At 74.4% G+C, this 25507-nt stretch carries 22 protein-coding genes; 7 read left to right on the top strand and 15 right to left on the bottom strand.

Annotated elements, in window-relative coordinates; genetic code table 11:
* Positions 1–11: 11 nt before the first annotated feature.
* The 3 genes from AB0883_RS19750 to AB0883_RS19740 all read right to left on the bottom strand — a co-directional run bounded on the left by AB0883_RS19750 (position 12) and on the right by AB0883_RS19740 (position 3972).
* On the bottom strand, positions 12–1094 hold the full coding sequence (locus AB0883_RS19750; RefSeq protein ID WP_366642615.1) for a transporter substrate-binding domain-containing protein: 1083 nt from the start codon (positions 1092–1094) through the stop codon (positions 12–14).
* A complete protein-coding gene (locus AB0883_RS19745) occupies positions 1091–2485 on the bottom strand; it encodes a hypothetical protein (protein ID WP_366642614.1) in 1395 nt (464 codons plus the stop codon). The genes AB0883_RS19750 and AB0883_RS19745 overlap by 4 nt, the downstream gene beginning before the upstream one ends.
* A gap of 248 nt (positions 2486–2733) precedes the next feature.
* Entirely contained in the window at positions 2734–3972 is a 1239-nt protein-coding gene (locus tag AB0883_RS19740; RefSeq protein ID WP_366642613.1) for a helix-turn-helix domain-containing protein, read from the bottom strand.
* A gap of 85 nt (positions 3973–4057) precedes the next feature.
* Between AB0883_RS19740 and AB0883_RS19735 the strand changes: the two genes are divergently transcribed.
* The 3 genes from AB0883_RS19735 to AB0883_RS19725 all read left to right on the top strand — a co-directional run bounded on the left by AB0883_RS19735 (position 4058) and on the right by AB0883_RS19725 (position 7733).
* Positions 4058–5149 carry a ferredoxin reductase gene (locus AB0883_RS19735; protein WP_366642612.1) on the top strand — a complete coding sequence of 364 codons (1092 nt, stop codon included), beginning with the start codon at positions 4058–4060 and terminating at the stop codon, positions 5147–5149.
* A gap of 14 nt (positions 5150–5163) precedes the next feature.
* Entirely contained in the window at positions 5164–6306 is a 1143-nt protein-coding gene (locus AB0883_RS19730) for an acyl-CoA desaturase (protein WP_366642611.1), read from the top strand.
* A 254-nt stretch (positions 6307–6560) separates the two neighbouring features.
* Positions 6561–7733, top strand: a complete 1173-nt coding sequence (locus tag AB0883_RS19725) for an alanine--tRNA ligase-related protein (protein WP_366642610.1) — start codon at positions 6561–6563, stop codon at positions 7731–7733.
* 119 nt (positions 7734–7852) lie between these two features.
* Here the strand turns inward: AB0883_RS19725 and AB0883_RS19720 are convergent, their stop codons facing one another.
* The gene (locus tag AB0883_RS19720) at positions 7853–9433 is read right to left on the bottom strand and encodes a pectate lyase (protein ID WP_366642609.1); all 1581 of its coding nucleotides are present in this window, start codon (positions 9431–9433) and stop codon (positions 7853–7855) included.
* A gap of 498 nt (positions 9434–9931) precedes the next feature.
* Between AB0883_RS19720 and AB0883_RS19715 the strand changes: the two genes are divergently transcribed.
* Positions 9932–11749, top strand: coding sequence for an acyl-CoA dehydrogenase (locus tag AB0883_RS19715; RefSeq protein WP_366642608.1), 1818 nt, complete (start codon positions 9932–9934; stop codon positions 11747–11749).
* Positions 11750–11888: 139 nt separating this feature from the next.
* Positions 11889–12254 (top strand): hypothetical protein, encoded by a 366-nt coding sequence (locus tag AB0883_RS19710; protein WP_366642607.1) that lies wholly within the window; start codon positions 11889–11891, stop codon positions 12252–12254.
* Between the two features lie 132 nt (positions 12255–12386).
* Here the strand turns inward: AB0883_RS19710 and AB0883_RS19705 are convergent, their stop codons facing one another.
* The 3 genes from AB0883_RS19705 to AB0883_RS19695 all read right to left on the bottom strand — a co-directional run bounded on the left by AB0883_RS19705 (position 12387) and on the right by AB0883_RS19695 (position 15213).
* Entirely contained in the window at positions 12387–14081 is a 1695-nt protein-coding gene (locus AB0883_RS19705) for a long-chain-fatty-acid--CoA ligase (protein ID WP_366642606.1), read from the bottom strand.
* A 131-nt stretch (positions 14082–14212) separates the two neighbouring features.
* The gene (locus AB0883_RS19700) at positions 14213–14389 is read right to left on the bottom strand and encodes a hypothetical protein (RefSeq protein ID WP_366642605.1); all 177 of its coding nucleotides are present in this window, start codon (positions 14387–14389) and stop codon (positions 14213–14215) included.
* 110 nt (positions 14390–14499) lie between these two features.
* Positions 14500–15213, bottom strand: a complete 714-nt coding sequence (locus tag AB0883_RS19695) for a spermidine synthase (RefSeq protein WP_366642604.1) — start codon at positions 15211–15213, stop codon at positions 14500–14502.
* 133 nt (positions 15214–15346) lie between these two features.
* Between AB0883_RS19695 and AB0883_RS19690 the strand changes: the two genes are divergently transcribed.
* The gene (locus tag AB0883_RS19690) at positions 15347–16351 is read left to right on the top strand and encodes a zinc-binding dehydrogenase (protein ID WP_366642665.1); all 1005 of its coding nucleotides are present in this window, start codon (positions 15347–15349) and stop codon (positions 16349–16351) included.
* Positions 16352–16361: 10 nt separating this feature from the next.
* Here AB0883_RS19690 and AB0883_RS19685 read toward each other — a convergent pair whose 3' ends face one another.
* From AB0883_RS19685 to AB0883_RS19675, 3 genes are all read right to left on the bottom strand, one after another.
* Positions 16362–17279: a sulfite exporter TauE/SafE family protein gene (locus tag AB0883_RS19685; RefSeq protein ID WP_366642603.1), complete on the bottom strand. Its 918-nt coding sequence runs from the start codon at positions 17277–17279 to the stop codon at positions 16362–16364.
* A gap of 158 nt (positions 17280–17437) precedes the next feature.
* Positions 17438–18841: an MBL fold metallo-hydrolase gene (locus AB0883_RS19680; protein ID WP_366642602.1), complete on the bottom strand. Its 1404-nt coding sequence runs from the start codon at positions 18839–18841 to the stop codon at positions 17438–17440.
* 135 nt (positions 18842–18976) lie between these two features.
* Positions 18977–19246, bottom strand: coding sequence for a metal-sensitive transcriptional regulator (locus AB0883_RS19675; RefSeq protein WP_089000744.1), 270 nt, complete (start codon positions 19244–19246; stop codon positions 18977–18979).
* A 211-nt stretch (positions 19247–19457) separates the two neighbouring features.
* On the opposite strand from AB0883_RS19675, the gene eccB reads away from it, so the two are divergent.
* Positions 19458–20843 carry a type VII secretion protein EccB gene (gene eccB / locus AB0883_RS19670; protein ID WP_366642601.1) on the top strand — a complete coding sequence of 462 codons (1386 nt, stop codon included), beginning with the start codon at positions 19458–19460 and terminating at the stop codon, positions 20841–20843.
* A gap of 52 nt (positions 20844–20895) precedes the next feature.
* On the opposite strand, the gene AB0883_RS19665 is transcribed toward eccB, so the two are convergent.
* From AB0883_RS19665 to AB0883_RS19645, 5 genes are all read right to left on the bottom strand, one after another.
* On the bottom strand, positions 20896–21501 hold the full coding sequence (locus AB0883_RS19665) for a class I SAM-dependent methyltransferase (protein ID WP_366642600.1): 606 nt from the start codon (positions 21499–21501) through the stop codon (positions 20896–20898).
* Positions 21502–21619: 118 nt separating this feature from the next.
* Positions 21620–22177, bottom strand: a complete 558-nt coding sequence (locus AB0883_RS19660) for a GNAT family N-acetyltransferase (protein ID WP_366642599.1) — start codon at positions 22175–22177, stop codon at positions 21620–21622.
* A 50-nt stretch (positions 22178–22227) separates the two neighbouring features.
* Positions 22228–23094 (bottom strand): carbohydrate ABC transporter permease, encoded by an 867-nt coding sequence (locus tag AB0883_RS19655; RefSeq protein WP_366642598.1) that lies wholly within the window; start codon positions 23092–23094, stop codon positions 22228–22230.
* Positions 23094–24056, bottom strand: coding sequence for a sugar ABC transporter permease (locus AB0883_RS19650; RefSeq protein ID WP_366642597.1), 963 nt, complete (start codon positions 24054–24056; stop codon positions 23094–23096). Before AB0883_RS19650 ends, AB0883_RS19655 begins: the two co-directional genes overlap by 1 nt.
* A complete protein-coding gene (locus AB0883_RS19645; protein WP_366642596.1) occupies positions 24053–25447 on the bottom strand; it encodes an extracellular solute-binding protein in 1395 nt (464 codons plus the stop codon). The genes AB0883_RS19650 and AB0883_RS19645 overlap by 4 nt, the downstream gene beginning before the upstream one ends.
* Between the last annotated feature and the right edge of the window lie 60 nt (positions 25448–25507).

The raw sequence follows: 25507 nt of genomic DNA, 5'->3' as shown, positions 1-25507 counted from the left end.
CCCACCGCCCATCAGTCGGCCGGCCGGGGGGTGGCCGGCGCGGGGTCCGGTGGCGGCCACACGGTGGTGACCGGCCCCGGCGACGGCATGCCCCGGTCCCGGTGGCCGGCGAGCCACCGGTCGTGGGCCTGCTGCCACACCACCGCCGTACGCGGCTGCGCCAGCACGTGGTTGACGAACGCGACCAGGTCCCGGCCGTCGGTGAGGCGGAACGCGAAGGCGTGCGGCTCGTCGGTGAACCAGGTGCAGTTCTCGTCGCGGTGGTATGCGCAGGACCGCCGCTCCGCCCGGGGCGCCTCGGTCACCAGCGTCGTGTCCGGGGCCATCCGGGCGAAGCCCAGCAGGATGTTGTCGTCGGTGCTGACCCCGTCGACCTGGCCCTGACGCAGCATGACCAGGCAGTCGACCGGGTGCGGAGCGTGCACCGGGACCGGACGCAGACCTCCCGTGGTGCGGTAGCCGGCGATCATCGCCAGCGAGGTGGTGTTCGTGGCGGCGCAGACCCGCCGGCCGCCGAGCTGTTCCATGCCCGCGAACTCGGGCGTGCCGTCGGCGCGCCTGCGGACCAGCACCGTCTGCCCGGAGTCGAGGTAGTCGTTGGAGAACAGCACCCGCCGGGCCCGCTCGCAGGACGCGGTCAGCGACGTGGCGACGACGTCGATCTCACCCTTGTCGAGCATGGTGAAGGCGCCCTGACCGGGCGGCACCGCCTTGAAGGTGAGCCGGTTGCGCGGCTCGTCGGCCGGCCAGAGGGCGCGGGCCACCGCCAGCATCAGCTCGATGTTGAAACCCTCGAACCGCTGGGTGCTGGCGTCCCAGTGGCTCATGGTGGCGTCGGACGGGTCCACGCCCGCGACCAGTTCGCCCCTGTCGAGGATCCGGCGCGGCGGCGTCGGGTCGGGCGGGAGGCTGCTGCGCACCGGGCAGACCCCGCCGGTCGCGTCGGTGGTCGGCGTCGTGGCCACGCCCGGTGGCCGCGCGGGGGGCGCGGGAGCGGGTGTCGCGGGCGCGGCGCACCCGGCCAGCGCCGCCAGGAGCGCGAGCGACGCGACGCGGCGTCGGGCCCGCTTCGGAGCCCGCCGGGACAGGGTCACTGGTACTCCAGGTGGCGCTGGCGCAGCCCGGCCACCACACCGGCGGCGGCGAGCAGGGTGACCCAGGCGGCCGCGCCGCCCAGGTGGCGGCGCGCCTCGGGCAGGTCGGCGACCATCCGGGAGACCTCCTCGTTGCGGGTGGTCAGTTCGGTCAGCAGGTGCCCCTCGGCGGCGACGAACGCCCGGCCCGCCGATCCCTCGGCGAGCACGGTGTCGACCGCGTCGCGGAACGCGTTGGGCGTCTTGATCTGCCGGGCCGGCCAGACGTCCTCCGTCAGTGCGGTGCAGTCGATCCGGTCCTTCGGCGGTTCCCGCCCGACCGCCGGCTCGAAGCAGAGGTCCCGGCCGTCGAAGTCCGCCTTGTGCCCGGCCGGGTCGACGCTCGCGCCGAGCCCCAGGTAGACGTCGGCCCGGCCGGCGAGCAGGGCGCCGAGCCGCTGCTGGGTGGCGCTCTGCGCGTCGATCGCCCGTTCCAGGTCCGGGAAGCCCCGGTCGGCGTCCGGCCAGTGCCACCACGAGGAGACCAGCATGGCCAGGACGGCGGTGGTGCCCACCGAGGCCAGCAGCAGGCCCGCGTTCAGCCGGCGCCGGGTCCGCCGGCGCAGCCACACCTGCACCACCACCAGGGCGGCGAGGGTGCCCAGCGGCACCAGCACGGACGCGGCCAGCCAGCGGCGGGCGTCGGCGCGGGCGTCGAGCAGCAGCCTCGTGTCGTAGTTCCACAGGCCCTGGGCCGCGGTGAGCAGCTCGGTGGACATGTAGTGCGACGCCTCCCGCGCGTAGGCCGAGGCGAGCACCGCGCGGGCCGCCGGACTGCCCGTCCCGGCCTGCTCCGCCGCCCCGGCCGGCGGGCAGGGTTGCCGGTTGCCCGTGGCCGCCGCGGAGAGCGGACCGGCGACCCGCAGGGCGGCACACACCACGTCGCGGTAGACCTTCAACCGGGCGGCGATGGTCGCCAGCCGGGTCAGGCGGTCCGGGTCGCCGACGGCGTTGCCCATCGAGTCGGTCAGCGTGCGTTCCACCTCGTGCACGGACGCGTCGTAGGCGGCCACCAGCGGAGCCCGCCGGTCCTCGGCGGGCGGCAGCAGGAAGACGGCGCTGGCGGCGACGTCCGCGTCGGCGAGGCCCTGGTAGATCTGCCGGGCCGTCGTGCTGGTGCCCACGGCGGTCGCCGCGGACCGCTCGCCCAGCGTGGTGGCCGACGCGCGGGACTGCACGGCGACGGCGGCGGTGGCGGCCAGCGCGGCGACCAGTACGGCGCCGCTGAGCACGATCAGCGCCGGGGTCGTCCGGAGCGCGTCGCGGAGCCGGCCCGTGCCACCGGAGCGTGTCGGCCGGCTGGCCGGAGCCGACCGGTCGTCCCCGGCCTCGTCCCCCGTGTGCGACGCCATGCCCGTCCTCCCGCTCGCCGTGGGCCCTCCGGCGGCCTCCTGGCGGAAGGCGTCGCGGTACCGGAGACGGCCCCGTCCGCCCCGCCGGGCGGTCACGCCGGCGGCCTCCGGCGGAGGCCGGCAGCCGGGTGGGTGAGCGCGGGCGGGGGAGGACCAGGGTGGCATCCCGGGTGCACGGGTGGCACGCGTATGTCCGGTATCTGACCTCAGCGTAACCGGCCGGCCACGGCGGGAGACGGCCGCTCCGGTCAGGACGGTGGGTCGTCGGCCTCGGTCCGGGGCGGGAAGGCCAGGGCGAGGGTGAGGTCGAGGACGGTCGCCGGGTCGGTCAGGCGCTCGCCGTACAGCTCGCGGAGCTTGCCCATCCGGTAGCGGACGGTCTGGGCGTGCACGAAGAGGTCGGCGGCCACGTCGTCGCGCCGGCCCTGGTGCAGCAGCCAGGAGCGCAGGGTCTCGGCGAGCCGGTCGGCGGTGCCGGGCGGCAGTGCCGCGAGCGGCGCCAGGACCCGGGCGCGCAGGTCGGCGAGCCCTTCGGGGTCGGTGCTCAGCACCAGCTCGGCGAGGTGCTCCTCGGTGTCCAGCGCCGGCCCGTCGTCGGCCGGGCGCAGGCCGAGCGACAGGGCCCGGACCGCCCGCTGGTAGGACGAGGCGACCAGGCTCCAGGGCCGGGCGGGGCCGAGCACGGCGCGGCGGCCGTGCAGCACCCGGGCGAGCTGCCGCCGCCGGTCGCCGTGCGTGTCGGGCACCAGCAGCACCGCCAGGTCCTCGCCCGCCCCGCCCGCCGGAAGGTCGTCGCCGCTCTCGAGGGTGTGCGGGTGCAGCCGCGCGAGCGCCGCGCGGAGGTTGGCCCGGGGCAGCAGGACGACGGTGAGGGTCTGCGGCGGCGGCCAGTCGGCCCGCTCGGCGCTGCGCAGCAGGGCCTCCTCGGGCTCCCCGGCGAGCAGCCGCTGGGTGAGCCGCTCCAGGTTGCGTCGCCGGGCCCGGCCGGCGCTGGCCAGCTCGTCGGCGTGGCCGGCCACGCTGGCGGCGGAGAGCTCGTCGATGTACGCGAACATCAGCTCGGCGAACTCGGCGACGGTGGCGGCCGACGATCCGCCCTGCACAGTGGTGGTGGACATCTCCCGCCAGGAGACCCGGGCACCGACGCGGTACGCGGCGAGCAGGGCGTCCATGCTCCGGCCGGAGCGTGCCTCCCCGCTGCCGAGGGCGTACGCGGCCTCCAGCGCGCCGACGAGCGGGGTGCTCGGGTCGCCGCCCTGGGTGCGCCCGATGAGCTGGAGGAACGTGCCGAGCGCGATCTGCACCGCCGTCTCGATCTTCTCGCGCATCTGGCCGGTCAGGGCGCCGGAGTAGCTCGGCACCTCGGCGGTGATGGCGGTCACCGTGCGCTCGGCGAGCAGGGGCAGCCGGTCGTGCAGCTCGCCGGCCACCCGGGCGTCCAACTCGAGGCGGGCCGCGCGCCGCGTGGCCTCGGAGCGTTCGGACACGTTTGTTCCCTCCGCACAAAAAGCCTCGTCCGGTTCACCTTCGCAGGTCAAGATTTTATGCCATTCTGCAGGCGACCATCGAATCATGACCACCACCGTCCCGAACCCCTCCGGGAAGGCGGCCCTACGGGGCCGGATCCTTCGGCTGGCCGCGTCGGTCACCACCCCGCTGCTGCCCGACGACTACCTCGACATGGTCGCCCCGCTGCGCTCCGGCGGCGACCTGCGCGGCCGGATACTCGCCGTGCGCCCCGAGACCGCCGACGCGGCGACGCTGGTGATCCGGCCCGGCCGCGACTGGCGCGGGCACACCCCGGGGCAGTACGTCCGCCTCGGCGTCGACGTCGACGGCGTACGCCAGTGGCGGGCCTACTCGGTCACCTCCGCCCCCGCCCGCCCGGGAGCGCCGATCTCGGTCACCGTGAAGGCCATCCCCGACGGTGTCGTCAGCAACCACCTCGTCCGCCGCACCCGGCCCGGGACGCTGGTCCAGCTCGACCAGGCCCAGGGCGACTTCGTGCTGCCGGGCCGGCCGCCGGCCCGGGTGCTCTTCGTGACCGCGGGCAGCGGCGTCACCCCCGTGATGGGGATGCTGCGCGCCGGCGTGCCGGGCGACGCCGACGTCGTCGTGGTGCACTCGGCGCCCACCCCCGCCGACGTGATCTTCGGCGCCGAGCTGCGGGACCTGGCCGCGCGGGGCGCGATCCGGCTGGTGGAGCGGCACACCGACACCGACGGGCTGCTCACCGTGGCCGACCTCGACCGCCTCGTGCCCGACCACCTCGACCGGGAGACCTGGGCCTGCGGCCCGCTCGGCCTGCTCGACGCCCTCGAGGAGCACTGGACGGCCGCGGGGCGCGGCGACCGGCTGCACACCGAGCGGTTCCGGCCGACCGTCATCTCGCCCGGCGAGGGCGGCACCGTCACCTTCGCCCGCTCGGGCGTCACCGTCGACGCCGACGGCGCCACCCCGCTGCTCGACGCCGGCGAGAACGCCGGGGTGCTGATGCCCTCGGGCTGCCGGATGGGCATCTGCTTCGGCTGTGTCCTGCCGCTGCGCCAGGGCGCGGTCCGGGACCTGCGAAACGGGGAACTGACCACGGCGGTGCCGGGTGACGGCGTCCGCATCCAGACCTGTGTGTCGGCCGCCGCCGGCCCCTGCGACATCGACCACTGACGGGAGTAGCCGACGTGACCGTGATCCAGAACAAGCCCGACAACCCGATCGCCCACCTGAGCGCCGAGGACATCGAGACCATCGGCAGGGAACTCGACGCGATCCGCGCCCGGGTGGTCGCCGACCGGGGCGAGCGGGACGCCGCGTACATCCGTCGGGTCATCTCGACGCAGCGCAAGCTGGAACTGGGCAGCCGGGTCGTGCTGCTGTTCTCCCTCTTCCCGCCCGCCTGGATCGTGGGCACGGCCGGCCTGACGGTGGCGAAGATCCTGGAGAACATGGAGGTCGGGCACAACGTCCTGCACGGCCAGTGGGACTGGATGCGCGACCCGAAGATCCACTCCACCACCTGGGAGTGGGACCACGTCTCGCCCGCCGACCAGTGGAAGCACTCGCACAACGAGCTGCACCACACGTACACGAACGTCCTCGGCAAGGACAACGACCTCGGCTACGGCATCATGCGCGTCGACGAGGACCAGCGGTGGCACCCGTTCCACCTGGGCCAGCCGCTGTGGAACTTCATCAACGCCTGCTTCTTCGAGTACGGCATCGCGGCGTACGACCTGGAGCTGGGGCGCAACCTGCGCAAGGGCCGGCACAAGAAGCCGGAGTTCCGGGCCCGGGCCCGGGCGGTGGGCCGCAAGATCCGCCGGCAGGTACTCAAGGACTACGTGGTGCACCCGCTGCTGTCGGGGCCCTCGTTCCTGCACACGCTGGCCGCCACCTTCACCGCCAACCTCCTGCGCAACCTGTGGAGCCACTCGGTGATCATGTGCGGGCACTTCCCGGAGGGCGTGGAGACCTTCTCCAGGCGCTCGATCGAGGGCGAGACCCGCGGCGAGTGGTACCTGCGGCAGATGCTCGGCTCAGCCAACATCAGCGGCAGCCGGCTGATGCACATCATGACCGGCAACCTGTCGTTCCAGATCGAGCACCACCTCTTCCCGGACCTGCCCAGCAACCGCTACCAGGAGATCGCCCCCGAGGTGCGGGCCCTGTTCGACCGCTACGGGCTGAGGTACACGACCGGCTCGCTGCCCCGGCAGGTCTTCTCCGCCTGGAAGAAGGTCGTCCGGCTGTCGCTGCCGAACCGGAAGGCGCCCCGCCGGGTCGACGACCGCCCCGCGCCGGCCCTCGCCGCGTCCGGGGTCTGACCCGCCGCCGCGCCGCCGCCCGCCGCGAAACGCGCTGGGCGGCGGCGCGGCGTCCGCGTACAGTCGGGGAATGGAGATCAGGCACCCCTTCGCCGCCGCGGCCGCGCGAGCTTCGCGCTCGTCGGTCGCCGCCGCCTGACCTCACCGACACCCGCCGGCGACCGGAAACGGTCCGCCGGCTTCTCGTACCCGTCGGCCCGCCGGTCCCCGGCGGCGGACCCTTTCCGGTCGTCCCACCCGGAAAGGCCACCGCCATGACGTACGACCCGATCAGCCGCACCTTCCTCGACTTCTTCCGCGAGCGTGGCCACGAACTCGTGCCCGACGGCTCCCTGATCCCGCCGCCGGGCGACCCGGTGCTCTTCACCACCTCCGGGATGCACCCGTTGACCCCCTACCTGGAGGGTCGGCCCCACCCGCTGGGCCGGCGGCTGGTGAACGTGCAGCGCTGCCTGCGCACCACCGACCTGGACGAGGTGGGCGACCCGACCCACCTGACCCTGTTCCGGATGCTGGGCTCCTGGTCGCTCGGCGACTACGACCTGCCGCGCAGCCTCCGGTGGGGCTACGAGCTGCTGCGCGACGGCTTCGGCGTGGCGCACGACCGGATGCACGTGACGGTCTTCGGCGGCGACGACCAGGTCGGCCCGGACGAGCCGTCGCTGCGCACGTGGGGGGAGCTGGGCCTGCCCGTGGAGCTGACCGGGGAGGAGAACTGGTGGTCCAACGGGCCGACCGGGCCGTGCGGGCCCGACACGGAGATTTTCCTCTGGACCGGCGACGGCCCGCCCCACGGCACCCCCGGCACCGACGACCGGTGGATGGAGGTCTGGAACCACGTGGGGATGCGCTACCACCGGCACCCCGACGGTCGGCTGTCGCCGCTGCGGCAGCCCAACGTGGACACCGGGATGGGCCTCGAACGGCTGGAGATGGTGCTGCGCGGGCACCGCTCGGTCCACGAGGGCGAGGGCCTCGTGCCGTGGGCGCGCGGCGTGTCCGACGTGTGGGGCCTGCGGGACGGAACGCTGCGCCTGGTCGGCGACCACCTGCGCACGGGCGTGGTGGTGGTCGGCGACGGCGTGCGGCCCTCGAACACCGGCCGCGGCTACGTGCTGCGCCGGCTGTTGCGCCGCACGCTCACCACGCTGTGGCGCGACGACGCGTCCAGGACCCTGTCCGACCTGCCGACCGGGCCGGTACGGCACACCCTCGGCGGGTTCCGGCAGTCCGTCACCGTCGACGAGGTGCGGGACGTGTTCTCCGGCGAGGAACGGCGGTTCCGGGAACTGCTGCGGCGCGGGCGGCCGGTGGTCTCCCGGCGCCGGTCCCGGGGTCCGTTGACCGAGGAGGACTACCGCGACCTGCACGACACGCACGGCCTGCCGCGCGACCTCGTCGACGGCCTGCTGGCCGAGGTGTCCTGACTCGGGCGCCCGTTGCCGGGGACCGGTGCCGGTGGTGCGCGCCGTGCCGACGCCGGACGGGTCGCCGCTGCCGTCCGGGACCGGCGCGCCGGTCCCGGACGGCAGCGGGAGCTGGGAAACTAGCTGGCGTAGGTCTCGAACTCGGCGACCTTCGGCGCGCCGTTCGAGCCGGTGATCCTGAACGTGATCTTGGTGAGCGACGTCGAGGCGAAGGAGATGCTCCCCGCCCCGCTGCCGGAGGCCAGGACGGCGCCGGTGCCGTGGTTGACGAGCTGCCAGGACCCGATGCTGCCCTGGGTGCCCGACGGCTCGCGGATGACGACCCGGGCCACCCTGGTCGCCGAGCCCCACTTGATCGAGATGTCGCCGGTCGCGCCCGACGGCGACCAGTGGGTGCTCAGGCTGCCGTCGCGCACGTTGCCGTAGCTCGTGCCGTCGGCCTTGCTGGAGCCGTCGGAGCCGGCGCCGATGCTGAGGTTGGGCCCGCCGGGCTGCTGGGTCGGTCCCGGCGTGGGGCTGGTGGTGGGCCCGGGCGTGGGGCTGGTGGTCGGCCCCGGCGTGGGGGTGGTCGGCGTCGGTGCCGGGGTCTGCGGCGAGCAGCTGCCGTCCGACTCCCGCAGGCCCGTGTTGGCGCCCGCCGTCTGGCGCACGACGTCCGGCACGCAGGCGGCCCCGTCCAGGCTGTACGGGTACGGGATGCTGACGCTGGTGTTGGACTGCGGGTTGGGCCCGGCGGGGTTGTTGTCGGTGCCGGGGCTGGACCAGGTCACGTTGTCGAAGACGTTGCCGGCGACCTGCCAGTAGCCGGCCTCGCTGGTGTAGAAGGTGCCCAGGACGTCCTTGGAGTTGCGGAAGTAGTTGTTCTCCACCTTGGCCTTGGCCCCGGCCCGCGAGTTGATGCCGGACTCGTGGAGGCTCACGTAGTGGTTGTTGTAGATGTGGGCGATGCCGCCGCGCAGCAGGGGCGTGCGGGAGTCGATGTTCTCGTACAGGTTGTGGTGGAACGTGACGAAGCCGTTCGAGCGGTCGCTCTCGCTGGACCCGATGAGGCCGCCGCGGCCGGAGTTGCGCAGGATGCTGTACGACAGGGTGACGTACTGGGTGTTGTCCTTCATGTCGAAGAGGCCGTCGAAGCCCTCCGACTCCCCGCCCGAGGCCTCCAGGGTGGCGTGGTCGACCCAGACGTTGCGGACGCCGCTCTCCATGCCGATGGCGTCACCGCCGTTGGAGGTGGGCGAGCCGGACTTCTTGACGTTCCGGATGGTCACGTTCCGGATGATGATGTTGCTCGACTCGCGGATGTGGATGCCCAGCTGGTCGAAGACGGCTCCGGTGCCGACCCCGATGATCGTGACGTTGCTGATCTGCTTGAGCTCGATCACGCCGTCGGCGGTGCTGCAGCTGTCGCCCGACACCTTGGTGGTGTTGCCGTGGTTGATGGTGCCCTGGACCTCGATGATGATCGGGGTGCTGCTGCTGGCCCGGGTGCACAGGGCCGTGTGGATCCCGGTGCCCGTGCTGACCCGCACCGTCTGCCCGCCCGCGCCGCCGGTGGTCCCGCCGTTCTGGGTCGCGTAGCCGGTGGCGGCGCCGGCGGCCGCCGACGCCTCCTGCATCGGCAGGGCCGCCACGCCGATCGCGGCCCCGACGGCTGTCGTGGCCAGTGCCACCTGGAGTCGCAGTGCGACTGGTCGTCTCATCTTCGCCTCACCTTCGTGTGAAATGCCGGGTGTTGCTGCCACGAGCCGTGTCCTGCCGGCGGGGCCGTCGAGGCTGCCGACGTGTCGCCGGTCGCCGGACGGGTCGCACGTCGACCCGGCTGTGGGGTGCTCTTCTCGATATGGATCGGGTCGGCGGTTCCGCTCCGGCCTCGACGCGTCGAGGTCGTCAGCGTCGACCGCGAGGTCGCCTGACCGTGCTTCCGCCCGTTCCGCCTGTGGTGGTGCCGTCGCCCGTATCCCGGAAAGCGCTTTCCAGCGAGGATAGGGACCTGTCTATCGCTATGGCAAGAACCTGTCCGGATTGCGGTGTGATGCCCCGCTCCGCCCGCCATGCCGCCCGGCGGCGGTCGCCGCGCCCCGCCCACGGGCCAGCGGCGTCGGGTGGTGCGGCGGCCGGCCGGATCAGTCAGGATGACCTGCGCGAGGGCATGCCGGGTCGCGCCGCGGCCGACGGCGTCCGTCGACGGAAGGAGACCCGTGTCGTCCACCCTGCTCTCCCGTCGTGACCTGCGCTTCCTGCTGCACGACTGGCTGGACGTGACCCGGCTGACCGAGCGGCACCGTTATGCCGAGCACTCCCGGGAGACCTTCGACGCCGTACTGGAACTCGCCGAGCGGGTCGCCACCGAGCGGTTCGCCCCGCACAACCGGGCCGCCGACCTCGCCGAGCCCACCTTCGACGGCCGCCGGGTGCACACCATCCCGCAGGTCAAGCAGGCCCTCGACGTCTTCGCCGAGACCGGGCTGCTGGGCGCCGGCATGGACGCGTCGGTCGGCGGCATGCAGCTGCCGCACGTCGTACGGGCCGCCTGCTTCGCCTGGCTCCAGGCCGCCAACGTCGGCACCTCGGCGTACCCGCTGCTGACCCTCGGCAACGCCAACCTGCTGCTCGCGCACGGCAGCCCCGAGCAGATCGACACCTGGGTCCGCCCGATGGTGCAGGGGCGCTTCTTCGGCACGATGTGCCTGTCCGAGCCGCAGGCCGGCAGCTCGCTGGCCGACATCACCACCCGCGCCGAGCCGCAGGACGACGGGACGTACCGGCTGCACGGCACCAAGATGTGGATCTCCGGCGGCGACCACGAGCTGTCGGAGAACATCGTGCACCTGGTGCTCGCCCGGATCCCCGGTGGCCCGCCCGGGGTGAAGGGGATCTCGCTCTTCATCGTCCCGAAGGTGCTGCTGCGCGACGACGGCGCGCTCGGCGCCCGCAACGACGTCGTGCTGGTCGGCCTCAACCACAAGATGGGCTACCGGGGCACCACCAACACGCTGCTCAACTTCGGCGAGGGCGTGCACCGGCCCGGCGGGCGCCCCGGCGCGGTCGGCTACCTGGTCGGCGAGCCGCACCAGGGACTGGCACAGATGTTCCACATGATGAACGAGGCGCGCATCGGGGTGGGGGCCGGCGCCACCGCCCTCGGCTACACCGGCTACCTCAAGTCCCTCGCGTACGCCCGGCAGCGGCCGCAGGGCCGCCCGCTGGCCGACAAGGACCCGGCCACGCCGCAGGTGCCCATCGTCGCCCACCCGGACGTACGACGGATGCTGCTGGCGCAGAAGAGCTACGTGGAGGGCGCCCTGGCGCTCGTCCTCTACTGCGGTCGGCTGCTCGACGAGGAGCAGACCGCGCCGGAGGCGGCGGACCGGGAGCGGGCGCGGCTGCTGTTGGACGTGCTGACCCCGATCGCGAAGAGCTGGCCGTCGCAGTGGTGCCTGGCCGCCAACGACCTGGCCATCCAGGTGCACGGCGGCTCCGGCTACACGCGCGACTACGACGTCGAGCAGCACTGGCGGGACAACCGGCTCAACCCGATCCACGAGGGGACCCACGGCATCCAGGCGCTGGACCTGCTGGGGCGCAAGGTCACCATGCGCGACGGGGCCGGGCTGGCGCTGCTGGTGGAGACGGTCCGGGCCACGACCACCCGCGCGTGGAAGGCCGGGGGCGAGGCCGCCGAGCTGGCCGCCTCGCTCGGCGCCGCCCTCGACCGGGTCGCCCTGGTCACCCGGCGGCTGTGGAGCACCGGCGACCCGGAGGTGGCGCTGGCCAACGCCAGCGTCTACCTGGAGGCGGTCGGCCACGTGGTGATCGCGTGGATGTGGCTGGAGCAGCTGCTCGTCGTCGAGGCGGCCGGCGGCCCCGGCGACGGCCCGGACGCCGACCTGCACGCCGGCAAGCGCCAGGCCGCCCGGTACTTCTTCCGACACGAGCTGCCCCGCACCGGCCCGCAGTTCGACCTGCTGGACAGCCTCGACCGGACCACGCTGGAGATGCGCGACGACTGGTTCTGAGCGCCGCCGCGCCGGGATCGCCCCTCTGCGTGATCGCCACCCCGCCGGGATCGCCGCCCGCCGGGACCGGCCGCAATCCGCCGGGATCGACCGCCGCCCGTCGGGACCGTCGGTGCGCGGCCCCCTATCCTTGCCAGCCATGAACCCCGGTGACGTGACCGTCCCACCGCCCGCCGACGGCGCCGAGGAGCGTCTGGAGATCCTGCGGCGCTGGTGGCGGCTGCCGGCTCCCGCGCGACGCGAGGTCCGGCTGCTCAGCCGCTCCGGACGGCACCACCCGGACCGGGAGATCGCCTGGGTGGCCTGGCGGTGGGCGCAGGTCGTGCTGCCGCCGGGAGCGCCGGAACCGGGCCGCGCCCGCAACATGCTCAGCGCGGCCGGCTTCTGGGTGCTGATCCTGCTGGAGCTGGCCACCGGCGTCGATCCGACGGACCCGCCCGAGCCACGGTGGCTCGACCGCCGCCGGGCCCGGCGCATCCTGCGGGCTGGCCCACCAGTCGCCTGACCGGGCGACGACCGGGGCGACCGCGATGATGCCCGACGGGATGCCGGCCGCCCCGAACCGCACCACCCGCGGCTGCGCCGCCTGACCTGCGACACCGCGTCGCCCACCATGGACGGCCGGGCCGTGGCGGTGTCAGCCGTCGGCGAGCAGCCGGTCGCGGACCTCGCGGCGCAGGACCTTGCCGATCTGGGAGCGGGGCAGGTCCTCGACGACGACCACGCGGCGGGGCACCTTGTACCCGGCCAGGTGTCGCCGGCACGCCGCCCGCACGTCCGCCTCGTCGGGCGGCTCGGCGCCCTCGTCCAGGACGACCGCCCCCACCACCTCCTCCCCGCCGTGCTCACCGGGCAGGCCGACCACCGCGGCGTCGCGGACGCCGGGGACGCGACGCAGCACGTCCTCCACCTCCGACGGGTAGACGTTGAACCCGCCGGTGATGATCAGCTCCTTGATCCGGTCGACCACGCTGACGAAGCCGTCGGCGTCGGCCACCACGACGTCCCCGGTGCGCAGCCAGCCGTCGGGCAGCAGCGCCGCCGCCGTCTCCGCCGGGCGGTTCCAGTAGCCGGCGAACACCTGCGGCCCCCGGATCAGCAGCTCGCCCGCCTCGCCCGGGCCGCGGTCGCGCGACGGGTCCTCGGGGTCGACGATGCGGATGTCGGTGGACGGGAACGGTACGCCGACAGTGCCCGGCCGGCGGGCGGGGGAGACCGGGTTGCCGAGCGCGACGGGGGAGGTCTCGGTCATGCCGTAGCCCTCGACGAGCAGCCCGCCGGTGACCGACTCCCACAGCTCGACCGTCGCCGGGGGCAGCGCCATGGCGCCGGAGATGGCGTACCGGGCCGAGGAGAGGTCGACCCGGCGTTCCCGGGCGGCCGTGGCGAGCTTCTCGTAGATCGGCGGGACGGCGGGCAGGAAGGTCGGCGGCCGGCGACGCACCGCCTCCAGCGTCTGGTCCAGGTCGAAGCGGGGGAAGAGCACCAGCGTGGCGCCGATGCCCACCGAGAAGGTGAGGCAGAGCGTCAGCCCGTACGCGTGGAACAGCGGAAGCACCGCGTACACCGTCTCCTCGCCGTCGCGCAGGCCCGGCACCCAGGCGCGGCCCTGCGCCGCGTTGGTCCGCAGGTTGCGGTGGCTCAGGATGGCGCCCTTCGGCGTGCCGGTGGTGCCACCCGTGTACTGCAACAGCGCCGTGTCGTCCGGGCCGGGGGCGGGATGCGCGGCGTCGAGGGGGGTGGTCGCGGCGACCATCCGTTCCCAGGACAGGGCCCCGGGCGCGGGACCGGTCATCGCCGCGCGGGTGGCCCGCGCCCGGGCCAGTGGCAGCCGCAGCGCCCAGCGCTTGCGCCGGGGCAACGCCCGGGTGAGGTCCACCGCGACCACCGTCTCGACGGCCGTCGCGTCGGCGCTGTCGCGGACGAGGGGGACGATCTTGTCCCAGACCACCGCGACCCGGGCGCCGTGGTCGGCGAGCTGCCGGGTGAGCTCCTGCGCGGTGTAGAGCGGGTTGTGCTCCACCACCACCGCGCCGAGTCGCAGCACGGCGTAGAAGGCGACCACGTGCTGCGGGCAGTTCGGCAGCACCAGCGCCACCCGGTCGCCCCGGCCGACGCCGAGCCGGCGCAGCGCCTCGGCCGCCCGGCCCACCTGGTCGTCCAGATCGGCGTACGTGGTGCCGGCGCCGAAGAAGTCCAGGGCGGTCCGGGGACCGAACCGGCGGGCGGCGTCGCGCAGCAGGTCGACCAGGGACTCGTCGGACGGCGCGACGGTCGCCGGTACGCCCGGGGCGTAGCTGCGCAGCCAGGGCCGATCCGCGCTCAGGTCCATGTCTCTCCTCCGCCGTCCGCACGATCGCCTACCCCACGGTAACCTACGGTCGCGTAGGTAGCGGCCGGGGTCCCGTCCGGGCGGCACCGGTCGCGGGCGTGCTGCGGCGGCTCGGGCTCGACCAGGCGTCGTCAGCGGTGGCCGGCGGAATGGCGCATCGCCTGCCGGCCCTTGACCACCGCCAGGACGATGACCACGGCCAGCGCCGCCGCGCCGATGATCACCAGCCAGCGGACCGCCTCCAGCAGCAGCCCGAGCAGGACGAGCGCGCCGGCGACGACGCCGACGACCCAGAGCATGGTCCGCATGTCCACCTCCCGTGACTCCGGCCGCAGTGGCGCGGCCTCCGGGCCCGCCTTCCCGGTCCGTCCCGGGCCATGCCGCCGCGACCCGGGGCCTGACGGGCCCCAGGGCCGCGTCAGCGCTGGGCGACGTAGACCGTGTTGGCCGACTGCCCGCCGGTCAGCGGGTTGGCGAACGGGACGACGTGCGCCCGCGCGGTGCGGAACACCGCGGTGAGGGCCGCCTCGAAGTCGGCATCGGGCGGGTCGTCCGACCAGAGGGCGAACACCCCGTCCGGGTGCAGGTGGGCGGCGAGCCGGCGCAGACCGTCGGGGGTGTAGAACGGGGCGTGGCCGGGGTGCAGCACGTTGCGCGGCGAGTGGTCCACGTCGAGCAGCACGGCGTGGAACCGCCGACCCGGCTCCTGCGGGTCGAAGCCGGTGCCGTCGGCCACCGCGGCGAAGAAGTCGGCCCGCACGAACCGGGTACGCGGGTCGGCGGCCAGCCCGGCGGCGAAGGGCAGCAGCTCTCGGCGGTGCCAGTCGATGACGTCCTCGATCGCCTCCACCACCAGCAGCGAGCCGACCCGGTCGTCTTCGAGCGCGGTGCGGGCGGTGTAGCCGAGGCCGAGGCCGCCGACGACCACGTCGAGCCCCTGCCCGGACAGGGGAGCCAGGCCCAGCCGGGCCAGCTCGATCTCCGCGACGGGGAAGAGGCTGGACATCAGGAACTCGTCGTCGAGCTTGACCTCGTACACCTCGACGTCGAGCGACGGGTCGCGGCGCCGGCGCAGGCTGATGAGGCCGATCGGGGTCTCCCGCCAGGCCAGTTCCTCGAATCGCACGCCCACGGGCCCGGATGCTACCCGCCGCCGCCCCGGGCCCCGGTGGCCGGCACGCGCATTCCTCCCGCCCGGCCGGGTATGCCTACCGGCCGAGGGGCCACCCGACCGGGGGCCGGGCAGGAGGCGCGCGGTGGCGGACATGCTGGCCGGACGGCTGCACCTGACGGAACGGGCGCTGCGGATGGAGTCGGTGCCGGTGCCCGAGCCGCAGGACGGGCAGGTGCGCGTCAGGGTCGAGGCGGCGGGGGTCTGCCTGTCCGACGTGCACCTGATCGACGGCACCCTCACGCCGCTGTACCTGCCCGGCGACGTGGTGACGCTGGGGCACGAGGTCGCCGGGGTGGTCGACGCGTTCGGCGACGACGTCGAGGGCTGGCAGCCCGGCCAGCGGGTGCTGCTCCAGGCGGGGGAGCGGGACCGGCGCGGCACCGTGCTGACCCGGGGCGTGGACTACGACGGCGGCTGGGCCGAGTACGTCGTCGCCAGCGAGGACACGGTGGTGCCGATCCCGGACGACCTGCCCTTCGAACAGGCCTGCATCATCCCCGACGCGGTCTCCACCCCCTGGGCGGCGGTGACGGACACCGCGCGGACCCGCCCCGGCGAGGCGGTCGGGGTGTGGGGCGTGGGCGGGCTGGGCGCGCACGCCGTGCAACTGCTGCGCCTGGTGGGCGCGGCCCCGGTGATCGCGGTGGAACCGCTGGCGGCGGCGCGGGACCGGGCGGCGGCCCTGGGGGCCGACGCGGTGCTCGACCCGGCCGACGCCGCGTTCCGCGAGGCCGTGCTGGAGTTGACGGGCGGGCGAGGGCTGGACGTCGCGTTCGACTTCGCCGGGGTGACCGCCGTACGTGAGCAGGCGTTGACCGTGCTCGCCCGTCGGGGCCGGCTGGTCCTCGCGGGCATCGCCAACAAACCGGTGACGATCGCCTCGGACAGCCCGTTCAACTACTTCCAGCAGGCGGTGCTCGGCCACTACGGCTCGGAGCCCGAGCACGTCGAGCAGTTGGTGTCCCTGGCCCGGCAGCGCCGGCTCGACCTGTCGGCGTCGATCAGCGACGTGCTGCCGCTGGCCGACGCCGAGGAGGCGGTGCGGCGGGTGCACACCAAGCAGGGCGACCCCATCCGGCTGATCCTGCGCCCCTGAGCGGGTTCCGCTACGTCCGGTCGGGCCGGCTCGGGCGCTCGGGCCGGCTCCGGCGGTCGGGCCGGCTGGGATCATCGGGCCGGCGGGGACGCCGGCGTCGCGCCCTCGCGACCGCGACCGCCGTCGCCGCCGTCGCCAGGGCGACGGTCCACAGCCGGGGGTCAGTCCGCAGGTGCGCGGGTAGTTGCCCGGCCAGGACGAGCACGCCCATCGTCGCGACGAACCAGCCGAACGCGCGGCGCAGCACGTCCTCCCGGACGTGCCCCGCGAGCCGGCCGCCGGTGAGGCTGCCGACCACGGCGGCGGTGGTCACGGCGGTGGCCAGGCCCGGATCGATGTCGACGGTGGACAGGTAGCCGGCCAGCCCCGCGAACGACTTCATCGCGATGACCACGAGCGAGGTGCCCACGGCGACCGGCACCGGCAGGCCGCCGAGCAGGGCGAGGGCGGGCACCACCAGGAACCCGCCGCCGGCGCCGACCAGCCCGGTGACCAGCCCGACCACGACGCCGTCGAGGAGCACCCGCGGTGTCGAGGGCGCGTGCCGTTCCCGCCCCGCGTGGTCGCGCCGGCCGCGCAGCATGGCCGCCGCGGTGGCGAGCATCATCAGGGCGAAGCCGGCGAGCAGGAGCGCGGCCGGGACGAACGCAGCCAGGCGGCCTCCGGCGTACGCACCGGCCATGCCCGCGATCCCGAAGAGCAGGCCGGTGCGCCACCGGACCCGGCCGGCCCGGGCGTGTGGCAGCGCGCCCACGGCGCTGGTCACCCCGACGACGAGCAGCGAGGTGGCGATCGCCTCCCTCGCCGGCAGGTCGGCGACGTAGATCAGCAGCGGTACGGCGAGGATGGACCCGCCGCCACCGAGCAGGCCGAGGCTGATCCCGATGAGCACGGCCAGCGCGACGGCCAGCGCGAGGCCGCCGGTCACGGCCGCGGCCGGGGCGTCGCGGGGTGCCCCGGTCGACCGACGTCGGTCCCCGGGTCACGGAGGTCCGGGCGGGGAGTGCCCCGCCCGGCCGGGGCGTGGACGGCCCGCCCCGCCGTCGTCCCGCCGTCGCGTCGGAACCACGCGGGAGTGCCCACGCCTCAGGCGTCGCCGGAGCTCATGGCGACGCCGGAGGCCTCGGCCCGGCCGAACTTGTCGTCGATCACGACGACCTCGCGGCCCGCGTTCGCCAGCAGCGACGCGGCGACCGTGGCCCGGTAGCCGGAGCCGCAGTGCACCCAGACGGTGCCGGCGGGCACCTCGGCGAGGCGCCCGGGCAGGTCGGGCAGAGGGATGTGCACCGCGCCCTCGACGTGGCCGCCGGTCCACTCGTTGCTCATCCGTACGTCGAGCACCACGTCCGGGGCGGGCAGCCCCGCCGGGGTGTCGCCGGCGCGGGCGGCGGCCAGCGCCGGGAAGTCGGCCATGCGCAGCTCCCGCAGCTGTTCCGGCCCGGCGGCCCACCGCCCGGGATCCCCGGTGGCCTGGGCGGCCGGCCGGTCGATGCCGATGCGGACCAGCTCGCGCTGGGCGTCGGCGACCTGCTCCGGCGTCTCCGCCAGCAGGGTGAGCGGCGCTCCCCGGTCGATGAGCCAGCCGAGCCAGGTCGACATCGGGCCGTCGAGTCCGAGGGCGATCGTGCCCGCCAGGTGCGACGTGGCGTACGCCTTGCGGTGGCGCAGGTCGACGACCCACTGGCCGGCGGCGATCCGCTCCCGCAACTCGGCGGCGTCGGCCCGGGCGATCGGGGTGAGGTCCACCGGCGCCGGACCGGCGAGGTTCGCCACGCCCATGTGGGCGTAGTACGCCGGGTAGGCGTCGAGCCCGGCCAGGGTCTCGGTGACGAACTCGTCGGCGGCGAGTCGCAGCACGGGGTTCGCCCGCTTCTCCCGGCCGATGGTCGACTCGGGCGCGTCGGACTGGCCGGCCGAGCAGAAGCTGCCGAAGCCGTGGGTGGGCCACACCTCGGCGCCGTCGGGCAGCAGGTCGGCCAGGCGCCGGGCCGAGGCGTGCTGGCGGTGGGCCAGCTCGTGGGCGTGCTCCCCGCCGAGCAGGTCGGTGCGCCCGGTGGTGCCGAAGAGCAGCGAGCCGCCGGTGAACACGCCGACGGGGCGCCAGCCGGCGTCGTCGGCCTCGTCGAGCACGTACGACAGGTGGTGGAAGGTGTGCCCCGGCGTGGCGACCACCCGCAGCCGCAGCGCGTCGGAGACGGGCACCGTGTCGCCGTCGGCGACCGGCGTCCGGTCGAACCCGACCTCGTCGTCGGCGCCGACCAGGTAGTGGGCGCCGGTCAGCCGGGCCAGGTGCAGGCCGCCGGAGACGTAGTCGTTGTGGATGTGGGTCTCCACCACGTGGGTGACGCGTACGCCCTTCCCGCCCGCGAGATACATGATCCGGTCGATGTCCCGCTGGGGGTCGACCACGATCGCCACCGTGCCGTCGGAGGCCAGGTAGCTGCGGTCGCCGAGCGAGGAGGTCGCGATGACGGACACCTCGACTGCCATTGCCGTGCTCCTTGTGGGATCAAATACCCCGGGGGGTATGCGGCGGACACACGTCGGGGTGTTGACGTGTGCAATCTGTCTACCCGGACACGTCGCTGTCACGCAACGTGTGCGATGCGTTTCTTTCGGTGGCGGTCAGGCGAGGGCGAGGAAGAGCTTCTCCAGCTCCTCCTCGGTCATCTCCGGGGAGTCGCCTCGCTCGCGGGCGGCGGTGCAGTGCCGCATGCCGGAGGCGATGATCTTGAAGCCGGCCCGGTCGATCGCCTTCGACACCGCCGCGAGCTGGGTCAGCGCCTCGCGGCAGTCCTGGCCGGTCTCCATCATCTCGATGACGGCGTTGAGCTGCCCCCGGGCCCGCTTCAGGCGGGTCAGGGCCTCGCTCGTCATCTCGGGTCGCAGCTTCACCGCGCGCCTCCTCGCTCTCTCGGTATACCCCCGGGGGTACCCGTACGGGCCCATGCTATCCCCTCAGGCGGGAGGCGTCCGCGCCCGCGCGGTGATCCTGCTCGCTCCGACGGGGCCGGTGCCCGGAAACCGGTGCCGTCGCGACGCAGGGTCCTCGGGGCATCGACGCAACGCTTATCCTGTGCCCCGACCGCCCACGGGAAGGGATGCGATGCCGTCGCGGCAGGACCAGCTGCACTCGTACCAGTTCACCGTCCAGCGGGCCGTCGCCGCCCTGGTGATGCGGGAGACCGACCCGGCCCAGTCGCCGTTCCGGCGGCTCGCCGGCGCCGGCCTGGCCAGCGTGCTGGTCGCGGCCATCGGCCTGGGCGGATTCGCCCTCTACGGCCTCTTCACCGGGGGCGGCAGCACCTGGCGCGACCCGGGCGCGGTGATCGTGGAGAAGGAGTCCGGGGCCCGGTTCGTCTACCGGGAGGAGAAGCTGCACCCGGTGCTCAACTACGCGTCGGCTCTGCTGATCATCGGCGCGGACCGGCCGAAGACCGTGCTCGTCTCCCGGCGCGCCATCGACGGGGTGCCGCGCGGGCTGCCGCTGGGCATCGCCGACGCCCCCGACTCGCTGCCCGCCAGGAACCGGCTCTCCGCCGCGCCGTGGACGGTCTGCTCCGTCGCCGCCGAGGCCGACCGGACGACGCCCCGCTCGGCGCTGCTGATCGGCGCGACCGCCGGCGGCGGCCGGGCCCTGGGCGAGGACGCGCTGCTGCTGCGCCACCCCGACGGCGGACTGCACCTCGTCTGGCACCAGCGCCGCTACCTGGTACGCGACCCCAACCGGGTGCTGGCCGCCCTGGCGGCCACCCGGGCCCGGGCGGTCCCGGCGGCCCCGGCCCTGCTCAACAGCCTGCCCGCCGGCGCCGATCTCGCCCCGCTGGCCCTGCCGGCCGAGGGGGAGCGCTCCGCGCGGGTGTCCGGGGCGCGGATCGGCGACGTCTACCTGGTGCGCAACTCCGGCGGCGGCCGGCAGTACGCCGTCGCGCTGCGGGACGGACTGGCCGGCATCACCGAGTTGCAGGCCGGCCTGCTGCTGGCCCGCACCGGCCAGGGCGAGCCCGAGCCGATCACGCTCGGGCGGTTCGCGGCGCTGCCCAAGCTGCCCGACCTCGCCCCGACGGGGCCCACCGCCCCGCCGACCGCGCCGCCCCGGCTGGCCGCCGCCGACGGCATGGCGCTCTGCGCCCGGGTGGGCGACGACGGCGGCGTCGCGGAGGTCCGGCTCGGCGTACGGCTGCCGGACCTCGCCGCCGCGCCGCGCACCGCCCCGGCGGCCGGGGGTGGGGTGCGCGCCGACCACGTCGTGGTGGAGCCGGGCCGCGGCGCGGTGGTCGAGGCGGTCGCGGCGCCCGGCGCGACCGGCGGCGCGGTCTCCGTGGTCACCGACCTGGGCCGGCGCCACGTCCTCGCCGGCGGCGAGGTGCTGGGCACGCTCGGCTACCGCGACGTGCGGCCGGTGCGGCTGCCGGCCAGCCTGGTCGCCCTGGTCCCCGCCGGCGCCGCGCTCGACCCGGCCGCCGCGCGGGTCGTCGCCGCCCCCGCCTGAGCGCGCCGCCCACCCGGGCTCGACCGGCCCCGCCGGCCGGTCCGGCGCGGGTTCAGTCGGCGGGGCGGCGCAGCACGGTGACGGCGAAGTCGGCGTCGTCGCGCCACGGGCGCAGGTCCCAGGTGGCGAAGCGGTGCTCCAGCCGCAGGCCGGCGGCCACCGCGTCGGCGTCGAACCCGGTCAGCGGATAGCCCCGGTCGGTGCCGAAGCCGACCGCCAGCACGCCGTCGGGGCGCAGGTGGGCGGCGACGCGGCGGAGCACCTCCCGCTCGGTGCCGGGGGCGACGAAGGCCAGCACGTTCCCGGCCACGACCGCCGCGTCGAACGGCTCCGGCTCGCCGGCCGCCGCCAGGTCCAGCTCGGCCAGGTCGGCGACCAGCCAGCGCGGGCCCGGGTGATCGGCGCGGGCGGCCTCGACCAGCGCCGGGTCGGCGTCCACCCCGACCACGGTGTGGCCCCGGTCGGCCAGCGCCGCGCCCACCCGGCCGGTGCCGCAGCCGGCGTCGAGGATCCGGGACCCGGGCGCGACCATCGCGTCCAGCAGCCGGGCCTCGCCGGCCAGGTCGGCCCCCTCGGCGGCCAGCCGGCGGAACCGGTCGATGTACCACTGCGAGTGCTCCGGACCGGTTTCGGTCTCCCATCGGGTCGGGTTTCCCATGCCGCCACCGTAGCCGGCTCCCCGGTGCTCGCGCGGCGGCGGGGCGGACGGGGACCTCCGCCGGCGGTGTGGTGTCCGCCTGCCCCGGCGGGGCGTCGCCGCGTGCGCGTTACGCCGACTAGCGGTCGGAGCGGGCCGACGGATCGACGACCCAGTGGTTGGTGCGGAAGAGGCGTCCGGCGAACTCCGTCTGCTCCTCGCCGACGAAGACGAAGCCGCCCGACCGGCAGATGGCGTTCGACGCCGCATTCGTCGTGGCGGGGAAGGCGTGGACGAGCCCCCATCGGCCGTCCGCCCGGGCCAGGTCGAGCACGGCGCGGACGGCCCTGCCTGCCAAGCCCCTGCCCTGGTGCTCCGGCACGACCATCCAGCCGATCTCCGAGACGCCCCCGTGGGAGTACAACGTCACCGTTCCGGCCGCCTCCGCGCCGTCGTCAGGGACGATCATCTTGATCCAGGCGCTGCCGTCCCGCACGGTCTCGAGGTCACGCCGGAGCTGGGCGGTCACGCGGTCACGCGGCTGCGGGCCGCCCAGCTCCGCCATCACGGCCGGATCGCAGCGCAGGCGTACGTAGACGTCGAGGTCGCCCGGCTGCACGTCGCGCAGCAGCATCCCGGCAGCGGGCGGGGCAGCCGCGGACGGGGCGTCGGGGAGCGCGTCGGGGGAGGGATCCACCCGGCACATGCTCCGTCGGCGCCCACGGCGCGGCAACCCCGCCCGCGGCCTCAGCCCTTCTCCGCGCCGCTGGTGAGCCCCTCGGTGAGCAGGCGCTCGCTGGCGAAGAAGAGGAGCACGATGGGGAGGGTGAGGATCACCGAGCCGGCCATGAGCACCGTCTTCGGCACCTCGACGCCGTCCGCGAGCTGCGCCAGCCCCAGCGACACCGTCCACCGGTGCGGCTTGTCGACCAGGAACAGCAGGGCGAACAGGAACTCGTTCCAGGCGATCATGAAGTCGTACAGGGCGACGGCCATGATGGACGGCGCCGCCAGGGGGAGGCTGACCCGGCGGATGATGCCGAGCCGCCCGGCGCCGTCGATCGCGGCCGACTCCTCGAGGCTGACCGGGATGGTCTCGAAGTAGTTGCGCAGCATGTAGACCGAGACCGGCAGGGTCTGCGAGATGTAGACCAGCACCAGGCCGAGCAACGAGCCGCGCAGCCCGGCCCGGGTGAAGACCACGAAGAGCGGGATGGCGATGACGATCGACGGGAACAGGTAGACCGCCAGGAAGAGGAAGTCGACCTGCCGCCGGCCGAAGAACCGCAGCCGGGCGACCGCGTACGCGCCGGGGATCGCCACGGCCAGCGTCAGCAGCGTCGCCGCGACGGCGACCAGGCCGCTGTTGCGCATGAAGGTGAGGAACCCCTGGCCGCCGTCGTCGACGGCCTTCACCACCTCGGCGTACGTGTCGAAGGTCAGCTCGCCGAGGCCCACCACCAGCGAGCCGGGGTCGAGCAGCAGCCGCTCGATGGGGCGCACCGAGAGCACCAGCATGTAGTAGAAGGGGAAGACGGTGACCAGCAGGAACGCGGCGATCACCAGCCGGCGCAGCCAGCGCAGGCCCACCGTCTCGATCCGGTCCCGGTCCATCAGCCGTCCCTCCGTCCGCCGAAGAAGCGCAGGTACACCACCACGAACACGATGAGCACCACGGCGAGCACGACCGCCTGCGCCGCCGCCGCGCCGATGTCCGTACGCGCGGTCAGGAACTCGTAGACCCGGACGCTGACCACCTCGGTGCCGGCGGCCCCGCCGGTGAGCAGGTAGACGTCGTCGAACTTGTTGAACGTCATGATGAACCGCAGCACCCCCAGCAGGCCGATCACCGGCAGCAGCTGCGGCAGCAGGATGTGCCGGAACCGCTGGCTGGGCGTGGCCCCGTCGACCCGGGCCGCCTCCTCCAGCTCCCCTGGCACCGCCTGGAGCCGGGCGAGCAGGAACAGGAAGGCGAAGGGGAAGTAGCGCCACGCCTCGAAGGCGACGACCGTGGCCAGGGCGGTCGACTCCTGGGACAGGAACGGCACCGGGGTGTCCCAGCCGAGGAACCGCCGGCCCCAGTCGTTGACGATGCCGAGCTGCGGGTCGAGCATCACCTGCCAGACGAAGGTGACCGCGACCACCGGCGCCACGTACGGCAGCAGCATCGACGCGCGGACCAGGGTGCGGCCCCGGAACGGCCGGCGGACGACCAGCGCCGCCACCAGGCCGAGCACGATCGAGCCGGCGGTGCTGGCCACGGCGTAGACCAGCGTGGTCCACAGCGTGTCGGCGAAGCCCGGGGTGTTCAGCACCCGCTGGACGTTGTCCATCGTGAACTCGCCGAACAGCCCCGTGCGGCGCAGCGTCGCCAGGCGTACCCGCTGGAAGGCCAGCACGACGGTCCAGACGATGGGGATGCCGATCACGGCGACCACGACGAGCAGGGTCGGGGCGACCAGCGCGAGCCCGGCGCGGGACTCGCGGCGGCGCAGGGTCATCGGTCTGCGGCGGCGGGCCGGGGCCGGCCGCTCCCGGGCGGGGGAGCGGCCGGTGTCCGGTGGGGCGGTGGTCAATTGACGCCCGCCTTGATCGCCTCCACGTCCTTCTTCGCCCGTCCGGCGGCCGCGGCGGCGTCGGTCTTGCCGGCGACCACGTCGTTGAGGGCCTTGGGCACCGGCAGCTCGCCGAGGATCGCGCCGACGAGCTTGCCCTGGCCCTGCGTGAGGCCCCAGCGCTGGAAGGTGTCGGGGCTGCGGCGCAGGGCCGCGAGCACCTCGTCGCCGTAGACCTCGGCGAGCGGCTTCTTGGCGTCGACACCGGCCTGGCTGGTGTTCCAGGCGGTGAGGAACTTCTCCGGCTCCTGGGCGGTGCCCTTGCGGACGGGGAAGCGCCCCTCGGGGGACATGCCGAACCAGCGCGGGTAGCCGTCGCCGAGCATGTGCTCCACGAAGGACCTCGCCGGGTCGGCGGCGGCGCCGTCGAGCACGGCCCAGGAGCTGATCTCGCCGTACTGGGCGGGTTCGGCGCCGTTCGGGCCCCTGATCGCGGTGACGAAGCCGCTGTTCTTCGCGAGGAACGTCGGGTCGGCCTGGCACTGCGGGCAGGTCGGCTTGGCGTCGTTGCGCAGGCCGGCCAGCTCGTCGAGGATGAACGGCGACCAGACCAGCATGGCCGCCTTGCCGGCGAAGTAGGTGGCCCGGGTGGTGTCGACGTCCTGCGCGCCCTTGACCGAGCTGGTGCGCATCATCTCGCCGTAGAACCGGAACGCCTCGACGCACTCCGGTGAGTCCAGCCGCACGGCCCCGGAGTCGTCGGTGAGCTGGCAGTTGTTGGCCAACGCGAGGTGTTCGAAGGTCTGCTGGGTGAACACGTCGCCGGGGGCGGTGGCGGCGGTGATGCCCGCGACGCCGCCGGTGTTGAGCTTCGTCGCGGCGGCGGCGATCCTCTCGTACGTGTCGGGGGCGGGCAGCCCGGCGGCGGCGAACAGGTCCTTGCGGTAGACGAGCAGTTGGCCCCAGCCGTCGCTGGGCACGGCGAGCTGCCGGCCGTCGTCGGCGGTCAGCTCCAGGGCCCGCGGCGAGAAGGTCTGCCGACCGAGTTTCTCGACGACCTCCGCGTTCGCCGAGGAGTGCAGCAGTTCGTTGCCGGCGAGGGTGCGCACGCCGGCGAGCGACACCGAACCGACCACGTCGGGCAGTTCACCGGCGGCGGCGCTGGAGGCGATCAGGGCGGGGAACTGGTCCTCGTTGACGGTGACCAGGTCGACGGCGATGCCGGTGCTGGCGGTGAAGTCCGCGATGATCGCCTTGGTGGCGGTGACCCGGTCGGCCACGTCCTCCAGGCTCCACACGGTGATCTTCTTGCTGTTGCTGTCGGATTCTTCGTCGCCGCAGGCCAGCAGGCTGGCCCCGGTGACTGCCATGATCAGGGTGGCGGCGAGTATCCGCATCGGAGGTGCTGACATCGGTGGCACTCCTCTCGAAGGGTATAGAAGGGATTCAACGCGCTGGATTGATCAATTACA

This window comes from Micromonospora sp. NPDC047812 (genome assembly GCF_040704175.1).
Lineage (GTDB): Bacteria > Actinomycetota > Actinomycetes > Mycobacteriales > Micromonosporaceae > Micromonospora.
Note: the sequence above shows the minus strand (reverse complement) of the source record. Positions and strands in the feature narration are given on the sequence as shown.

What these genes read in the sequence shown, in the direction of transcription:
- AB0883_RS19705 (WP_366642606.1), bottom strand. Translation starts at nt 14,081, where the DNA reads ATGGACCTGAGCGCGGATCGGCCCTGGCTGCGCAGCTACGCCCCGGGC.
- AB0883_RS19710 (WP_366642607.1), top strand. Translation starts at nt 11,889, where the DNA reads ATGAACCCCGGTGACGTGACCGTCCCACCGCCCGCCGACGGCGCCGAG.
- AB0883_RS19665 (WP_366642600.1), bottom strand. Translation starts at nt 21,501, where the DNA reads ATGGGAAACCCGACCCGATGGGAGACCGAAACCGGTCCGGAGCACTCG.
- AB0883_RS19745 (WP_366642614.1), bottom strand. Translation starts at nt 2,485, where the DNA reads ATGGCGTCGCACACGGGGGACGAGGCCGGGGACGACCGGTCGGCTCCG.
- AB0883_RS19725 (WP_366642610.1), top strand. Translation starts at nt 6,561, where the DNA reads ATGACGTACGACCCGATCAGCCGCACCTTCCTCGACTTCTTCCGCGAG.
- AB0883_RS19690 (WP_366642665.1), top strand. Translation starts at nt 15,347, where the DNA reads ATGCTGGCCGGACGGCTGCACCTGACGGAACGGGCGCTGCGGATGGAG.
- eccB (WP_366642601.1), top strand. Translation starts at nt 19,458, where the DNA reads ATGCCGTCGCGGCAGGACCAGCTGCACTCGTACCAGTTCACCGTCCAG.
- AB0883_RS19655 (WP_366642598.1), bottom strand. Translation starts at nt 23,094, where the DNA reads ATGGACCGGGACCGGATCGAGACGGTGGGCCTGCGCTGGCTGCGCCGG.
- AB0883_RS19680 (WP_366642602.1), bottom strand. Translation starts at nt 18,841, where the DNA reads ATGGCAGTCGAGGTGTCCGTCATCGCGACCTCCTCGCTCGGCGACCGC.
- AB0883_RS19645 (WP_366642596.1), bottom strand. Translation starts at nt 25,447, where the DNA reads ATGTCAGCACCTCCGATGCGGATACTCGCCGCCACCCTGATCATGGCA.
- AB0883_RS19735 (WP_366642612.1), top strand. Translation starts at nt 4,058, where the DNA reads ATGACCACCACCGTCCCGAACCCCTCCGGGAAGGCGGCCCTACGGGGC.
- AB0883_RS19700 (WP_366642605.1), bottom strand. Translation starts at nt 14,389, where the DNA reads ATGCGGACCATGCTCTGGGTCGTCGGCGTCGTCGCCGGCGCGCTCGTC.
- AB0883_RS19720 (WP_366642609.1), bottom strand. Translation starts at nt 9,433, where the DNA reads ATGAGACGACCAGTCGCACTGCGACTCCAGGTGGCACTGGCCACGACA.